Origin of the sequence: Actinoallomurus acaciae, from assembly GCF_042429965.1 — a bacterium.
GTDB lineage: Bacteria > Actinomycetota > Actinomycetes > Streptosporangiales > Streptosporangiaceae > Actinoallomurus > Actinoallomurus acaciae.
The window spans coordinates 1-6,361 of the sequence record NZ_JBHLZP010000464.1 but is presented as its reverse complement, the minus strand read 5'-3'; the positions used below and the strand labels follow the sequence as shown (position 1 = coordinate 6,361).

The window sequence follows — 6,361 nt, the reverse complement described above, 5'->3', positions numbered from 1 at the left end:
CGGCGGCGGACCGGCCGCGCGTCGTCGACGCGCTCGCCGACCTGACGCGTGCCCTGCACGCCCTGCCGGTCGCGCACTGCCCGTTCGACCGGCGGCTCGCGGTGACGGTGCCGCAGGCGCTGGCGGCCGAGGTCGACCTGGACGACCTGGACGACGAACGCCGCGGCCGGACCCACGAGGACCTGGTCGCCGAACTCCTGGCCACCCGGCCGCGCGAGGAGGACCTGGCGGTCTGCCACGGCGACCTGTGCGTGCCGAACGTGTTGTTCGACCCCGGAACGTGCGAGGTGACCGGCGTGATCGACACAGACCGCCTCGGCGTCGCGGACCGCTGGGCCGACCTGGCGATCGTCACGCGTTCGCTGGCCGCCCGCGACAACCCGCAGTACGGCCCGTGGGCCACCGGCCGGCTCCTGGACCGCTACCGCGTCCCACCCGACCCGGCGAAGACCGCGTTCTACCGGCTGCTGGATGAGTTCTGGTGAGCGCTACGCGCGGCCCAGCACCGTACGGAGGCGGTCGGGATAGTCGGTGACGATGGCGTCGGCGCCGAACGCGATGTACCGCGCCATCTCCACCGGTTCGTTCACCGTCCACACGACCATGGCCAGCCCATGGTCGTGCGCGGCGGTGACCAGCTCCGGAGTGACCATGAAGCGGTGCGGCGAGATCATCGTGGCGCCCGCGCCCGCCGCCGCGGCGGCCAGGCCGCCGGCCGGGTCGTGCCCGGCCATCCATGACGCGTCGAGCGTGTCCGGCTCGACCAGCGCGACCCGCTCACCGGCGGGCAGCAGCCCGCGTGCGACGCCGAGGACCCGCCAGTCGAACGCCAGCAGCCGCGAGCGTTCGGTGAGCCCGTACGAGTCGAGGACCTTCACGGCGGTCGCGGTGATCGTTTCGACCTCGGGCCAGGACGGGTCGGTCTTGATCTCGACGGAGAGCCGTACGTCGTGCGGGGCGAAGAGCTCGCAGGCCTCGGCCAGCGTGGGCACCTCGGCCCCCGGCAGCGGCGTCTGCGTCGAGGCGAACCGCGGATGCGGGACACCGGCGTCGACCGTCTTGACCTGCGCGAGGGTGAGCTCACGTATCGGCCGGCCGACATAGGGGTACAGCGGGTCCTGCGGCCGGTACGGCCCACGGTCGCGTACGGTGTCGCCGCGCAGCGCCTGGTCGTGGTGCAGCACCGGCACGCCGTCGGCGGTCAGGCCGACGTCCAGCTCCACGACGTCGACCCCGATCTCCAGCGTCCGGGCGAAACCCTGAAGGGTGTTCTCCGGCCACAGCCCTCGCGCACCACGATGCCCCTGGATCTCCACGCCGATCAGCGTAGGGCGTCGGCGCGCCGCGGGCGTCCGCCCGCGGCGATCGCCGAGCGCCGTCAGAGGAACGAGCGGACCTGGATGGTCTGGTCGCGGCCGGGGCCGACGCCGATGGCCGAGATCTGCGCGCCCGCCATCTCCTCCAGCGTGCGGACGTAGTCGCGGGCCTTCTCCGGCAGGTCGTCGAAGACCTTCGCGCTGGAGATGTCCTCCTGCCAGCCGTCCAGATATTCATAGATCGGCTTGGCGTGGTGGAAGCCCGTCTGCGTCATCGGCAGCTCGTCGCAGCGCTCGCCGTCGATGTCGTACGCCACGCAGACCAGAACCTTCTCCAGGCCGGACAGGACGTCCAGCTTGGTCAGGAAGTAGTCGGTGACGCCGTTGACGCGCGTGGAGTAGCGCGCGATCACCGCGTCGAACCAGCCGCAGCGCCGGTTGCGGCCGGTCGTGACGCCGTACTCCCCGCCGGTCTTGCGCAGCCAGTCGCCGGTCTCGTCCAGCAGCTCGGTCGGGAACGGGCCCGAGCCGACGCGTGTCGTGTAGGCCTTCAGGATGCCGATCACCTTGCCGATGCGCGTCGGGCCGACGCCCGAGCCCGCGCACGCCCCGCCCGAGGTCGGGCTGGAGGAGGTGACGAAGGGGTACGTGCCGTGGTCGACGTCGAGCAGCGTGCCCTGCGCGCCTTCGAGCAGGACGACCTTGTCGTCGTCCAGCGCGCGGTTGATCACCAGTGAGGTGTCGGCGATGTGCGGTGCCAGGCGCTCGCCGTAGGCGACGAACTCCTTCACGATCGCGTCGATCTCGATCGCCCGCCGGTTGTAGACCTTGGCGAGGATCTGGTTCTTCTCGCGCAGTGCGAGCTCGAGCTTCTGCCGCAGGATGCCCGGGTCGAGCAGGTCCTGCACCCGGATGCCCATCCGTGCGATCTTGTCGCCGTACGCCGGGCCGATGCCGCGGCCCGTGGTGCCGATCTGGGCCTTGCCCAGGTAGCGCTCGGTGACCTTATCGAGCGCCTTGTGATGCGGCATGATCAGATGTGCGTTGGCGGAGATCAACAGGCGGTCGCACGAGATGCCGCGCCCCTCCAGTACGTCGATCTCCTCCAACAGCACACCCGGGTCGATCACCACGCCGTTGCCGATGACAGGTATGACGTCTGGGGAGAGCACCCCCGACGGCAGCAGATGCAGCGCGTACGACTGGTCGCCGATGACGACCGTGTGTCCCGCGTTGTTCCCGCCCTGGTATCGCACGACATAGTCGACGTCGCCGCCGAGGATGTCGGTGGCCTTGCCCTTGCCTTCGTCACCCCACTGGGCGCCGACGAGCACGATGGCCGGCATCGGATTTTCTCCCTGACATCGACGAAGCCCCTGCGCAAGCAGCGACAGGGGCTCTTGCGATCAGAGCGTACCCGCCGGATGGCCACGAGGAAAACGGGAGAAGCCGGTCAGGTTGCGAGAACCTCGGCGGCCGCCGAGCTGCTGTCCCGCAGGAACGTCCGGCAGCGTTCGGCCTCCTCGTCCTCCCCGATCGCGGCCGCCGCGCGGCCGAGCGCGTGCAGCGCCCGCAGGAACCCGCGGTTGGGCTCGTGCTGCCACGGGACCGGGCCGTGGCCCTTCCAACCGGCGCGGCGCAGCTGGTCCAGCCCCCGGTGGTAACCGGTACGGGCGTATGCGTAGGACTCGATGACGTCGCCGTTCCCGAACGCGCGGTCGGCGAGTTCGGCCCACGCCGCCGGGTTGTCGGGGAATCTCGCGGCCACTTCGAACGGGTCCACGCCGGCCTCGAGAGCCTGGCGGGCCTCCGGGTTGTCCGGCAGCTCGGTCGGGGGTGGCCCTCCGAGGAGGTTCTGTTGCTCCATGTGCACATCCTGCCCAATCCGCGGCGGATCTCCTATCCCGATGATCGGGATACTTTGAGGCAGGACTCAGGTGGGCGGCGCCGAACGCGGCCGCCCACCGTCGAAACGTCCCTCTCAGCCGAGCTTCTTGCCCGAGGACAGGAGGCTCTCGCAGGCCTGGCTGATGCGTTCGGCCATACCCTGCTCGGCCGCCTTGCCCCACGCCCGCGGGTCGTAGGCCTTCTTGTTGCCCACGTCGCCGTCGACCTTGAGCACGCCGTCGTAGTTCTTGAACATGTGGTCCGCGACCGGACGCGTGAAGGCGTACTGGGTGTCGGTGTCGATGTTCATCTTCACGACGCCGTAGGAGACCGCCGCGCGGATCTCCTCCAGCGTGGAGCCGGAACCGCCGTGGAAGACCAGGTAGAACGGCTTCTCCTGGCCGTGCTTGGCGGCCACCGCGTCCTGGATGTCCTTCAGCACCTCCGGCCGCAGCTTGACGTGTCCCGGCTTGTAGACGCCGTGGACGTTGCCGAAGGTGGCGGCGAGGATGTAGCGCCCGCGCTCGCCGAGGCCGAGCGCCTCGACGGTCGCCATGGCGTCCTCGACCGTGCTGTACAGCTTCTCGTTGATCTCGCCGACGACGCCGTCCTCCTCGCCGCCGACGACGCCGATCTCGAGCTCGAGGACGATGTTGGCCTTGCGCGCCTCTTCGAGCAGCTCGGACGCGATGGAGAGGTTCTCCTCCAGCGGCACCGCCGAGCCGTCCCACATGTGCGACTGGAACAGCGGGTTCTGCCCGGCCGCCACGCGCTCCTGCGAGATCTTCAGCAACGGCCGTACGAAGCCGTCGAGCTTGTTCTTCGGGCAGTGGTCGGTGTGCAGCGCGATGTTGACCGGGTACTTCTCGGCCACGACGTGCGCGTACTCGGCCAGCGCGGTGGCGCCGATGACCATGTCCTTGACCGTGCTGCCGGAGAGGTACTCCGCGCCGCCCGTCGACACTTGGACGATGCCGTCACTTTCCGCCTCGGCGAAGCCGCGCAGTGCGGCGTTGAGCGTCTGGCTCGACGTGACGTTGATCGCGGGGTAGGCGAAGCCCTCACGTTTTGCCCGGTCGAGCATCTCCGCGTAGACCTCAGGGGTCGCGATGGGCATGACTGTTCCTTCCTTAGGGCTGTGGCTCCCGGCGGGCTCGCTTCCAGTATCCCGAAATCGTTGCCGTGCCGAGACCAGGCCACACCTACCGGTACGCTCGGCCCGTGGCTCTCGCCGTGAACGTCATGGATCCCAAGTCCCTCATCGAGGCCTTCGGGCTTTTCGGAGTCCTCGCGATCATCTTCGCCGAGACAGGGCTGCTCGTCGGGTTTTTCCTGCCCGGCGACACGCTGCTGGTCACCGCCGGAATCTACACGGCCGCGGGCACCACGCTCGCGCACCCGCTGCCGCTTCCGGTGCTGATGATCGGCGCGCCGCTGTGCGCCATCGCCGGCGCGCAGGTCGGGCACTTCCTCGGCGCCAAGTACGGGCGAAAACTCTTCGACCGCCCGAACTCTCGGATCTTCCGCCAGGAGCACGTCGACAAGGCCGAGCACTACTTCAACAAGTTCGGCCCCGCCAAGGCGGTCGTGCTGGCACGGTTCGTTCCCGTCGTGCGCACCTTCCTCAACCCGCTCGCCGGGATGCTCGAGATGTCGGCGATCAGATTTTTTGTATGGAATGTCGTCGGTGCGGTGCTCTGGACCGAAGCGATCATCTTGCTCGGCCGATTCCTCGGCGACCGGGTCAAGGGGATCGACAAGTATGTCCTGCCAGTGGTGGCATTGGCGGTCCTGCTGTCGGTGGTGCCGGTGTTGCGTGAGGTGTTCCGCGGCCGCCGCCAGGATTCGTACAAGTCGCCCAAGACGCAACAACCAACTGGCCGTCACCGTCGCTGACGGGGCCCGGTCACCGCTAACCTCCCCCTGTGGGACGTCACCGATCGGACCCAATGGGTCTCGCGCGCATCGCCATCGCGATGCTCGCCGTCGTGCTGGCCTGCGGTCTGTTGGTCATCGGCGGCATGGCGCTGTGGGGGGCGCTCACCGGCAAGGATGAGAAGAACAAGCCGACCGCCGCGCCGTCGCAGGCCGCCAGCGCGGCGCCGAGCGACAAGACCGACAAGCCGAGCACATCCACCAGCCAGGTCGGCAATACGATCACCATTCGCTGCCTTGCGGCGCAGTGTCCGGTGTTCGTCTCGGGCCCGAGCGCCAACGATGTCGTGTTCAACGGCAACCTGGGCCAGAACGAGACTCGCATCTTCAGCGAGACCCGGCTGACCGTCGCGGTTCAGGACGCGGGCGGCGTCACCGTGACGATCAACGGGCACCTCCAGCCGCCCGGACGCCACGGTGAGGCCAAGACGTACGAAGCGCCCACCGGGCAGTGAGCCGGGCTCTCAGTCCAGTCCCAGGTCGGCGAGGGTGAACACCGACCGGTACTCCAATCCCGTCTCGGCGATGCGCGCCCGCGCTCCCCGCTCCACGATGGTGGCGACGCCGGCGATCTCCGCGCCGGCCTCTCGCAGCGCCTCGACCGCGGCCAGCACCGAGTTGCCGGTCGTCGAGGTGTCCTCCACGGCGAGCACCCGCCGCCCCGCCACGTCCGGCCCCTCGACGCGCCGCTGCAACCCGTGTGCCTTGCCCTCCTTGCGCACGACGAAGGCGTCCAGCCTTCGCCCGCGCGCGGCCGCCGCGTGCAGCATCGCGGTGGCGACCGGGTCGGCGCCGAGCGTCAGCCCGCCGACCGCGTCGTACCCGAGGTCCTCGGTGAGGTCGAGCATCGCCCGGCCGACGATCGGCGCGGCCCGTCCATCGAGTGTCACCCGTCGCAGGTCGACGTAGAAGTCGGCTTCCCGGCCGGACGACAGGACCACCCTGCCGTGCACGACCGCCTTGCTCTTGATCTCCGCGAGGAGATCGTCCCGGTCCGTCATGCCTGAAACTTTAGTCATGACACCGGGCACGCTCGTCCTCCTGCACAGTCCCTTGACCACCGCATCCGCGTGGGGCGCGCTGCCCGCGGCGCTCGGCGCGTACGACGTGGTGGTCCCCGAGATCGCCGACGACGACCGGCCGCCGTACGCCGGCCGTTACGTGGCGCGGGCCGCGCTGGAGATCACCGCCGCGGGGGCCAGGCCGCCGCTGGTGCTCGTCGC

The 6,361-nt window shown here is 69.5% G+C and carries 8 protein-coding genes and 1 pseudogene; 4 read left to right on the top strand and 5 right to left on the bottom strand.

The window, feature by feature from the left end; translation table 11 throughout:
- On the top strand, nt 1–485 hold a 485-nt coding region (locus ACFFNX_RS38725), incomplete at its 5' end, for a phosphotransferase (protein ID WP_378211084.1).
- A 3-nt stretch (nt 486–488) separates the two neighbouring features.
- Here ACFFNX_RS38725 and ACFFNX_RS38720 read toward each other — a convergent pair.
- The 4 genes from ACFFNX_RS38720 to fbaA all read right to left on the bottom strand — a co-directional run bounded on the left by ACFFNX_RS38720 (nt 489) and on the right by fbaA (nt 4,320).
- Nucleotides 489–1,316 (bottom strand): glycerophosphodiester phosphodiesterase family protein, encoded by an 828-nt coding sequence (locus ACFFNX_RS38720; RefSeq protein ID WP_378211083.1) that lies wholly within the window; start codon nt 1,314–1,316, stop codon nt 489–491.
- A gap of 62 nt (nt 1,317–1,378) precedes the next feature.
- The gene (locus tag ACFFNX_RS38715; RefSeq protein ID WP_378211082.1) at nt 1,379–2,662 is read right to left on the bottom strand and encodes an adenylosuccinate synthase; all 1,284 of its coding nucleotides are present in this window, start codon (nt 2,660–2,662) and stop codon (nt 1,379–1,381) included.
- A 107-nt stretch (nt 2,663–2,769) separates the two neighbouring features.
- Nucleotides 2,770–3,183, bottom strand: a complete 414-nt coding sequence (locus ACFFNX_RS38710; RefSeq protein ID WP_378211081.1) for a DUF3151 domain-containing protein — start codon at nt 3,181–3,183, stop codon at nt 2,770–2,772.
- 114 nt (nt 3,184–3,297) lie between these two features.
- On the bottom strand, nt 3,298–4,320 hold the full coding sequence (gene fbaA / locus ACFFNX_RS38705; protein ID WP_378211080.1) for a class II fructose-bisphosphate aldolase: 1,023 nt from the start codon (nt 4,318–4,320) through the stop codon (nt 3,298–3,300).
- 104 nt (nt 4,321–4,424) lie between these two features.
- On the opposite strand from fbaA, the gene ACFFNX_RS38700 reads away from it, so the two are divergent.
- Both ACFFNX_RS38700 and ACFFNX_RS38695 read left to right on the top strand, forming a co-directional pair.
- A complete protein-coding gene (locus tag ACFFNX_RS38700) occupies nt 4,425–5,099 on the top strand; it encodes a DedA family protein (protein WP_378211079.1) in 675 nt (224 codons plus the stop codon).
- A gap of 53 nt (nt 5,100–5,152) precedes the next feature.
- On the top strand, nt 5,153–5,593 hold the full coding sequence (locus ACFFNX_RS38695; protein WP_378211078.1) for a hypothetical protein: 441 nt from the start codon (nt 5,153–5,155) through the stop codon (nt 5,591–5,593).
- A 9-nt stretch (nt 5,594–5,602) separates the two neighbouring features.
- On the opposite strand, the gene pyrE is transcribed toward ACFFNX_RS38695, so the two are convergent.
- Entirely contained in the window at nt 5,603–6,139 is a 537-nt protein-coding gene (gene pyrE / locus ACFFNX_RS38690; RefSeq protein WP_378211077.1) for an orotate phosphoribosyltransferase, read from the bottom strand.
- Nucleotides 6,140–6,155: 16 nt separating this feature from the next.
- Between pyrE and ACFFNX_RS38685 the strand changes: the two are divergent.
- Nucleotides 6,156–6,361 (top strand): annotated as a pseudogene (locus tag ACFFNX_RS38685) (hypothetical protein); the annotation flags it as partial.

Excerpts from the sequence above, each read along its gene's own strand:
- ACFFNX_RS38715 (WP_378211082.1), bottom strand. The coding sequence starts at position 2,662 with ATGCCGGCCATCGTGCTCGTCGGCGCCCAGTGGGGTGACGAAGGCAAG.
- ACFFNX_RS38710 (WP_378211081.1), bottom strand. The coding sequence starts at position 3,183 with ATGGAGCAACAGAACCTCCTCGGAGGGCCACCCCCGACCGAGCTGCCG.
- fbaA (WP_378211080.1), bottom strand. The coding sequence starts at position 4,320 with ATGCCCATCGCGACCCCTGAGGTCTACGCGGAGATGCTCGACCGGGCA.
- ACFFNX_RS38695 (WP_378211078.1), top strand. The coding sequence starts at position 5,153 with ATGGGTCTCGCGCGCATCGCCATCGCGATGCTCGCCGTCGTGCTGGCC.
- pyrE (WP_378211077.1), bottom strand. The coding sequence starts at position 6,139 with ATGACGGACCGGGACGATCTCCTCGCGGAGATCAAGAGCAAGGCGGTC.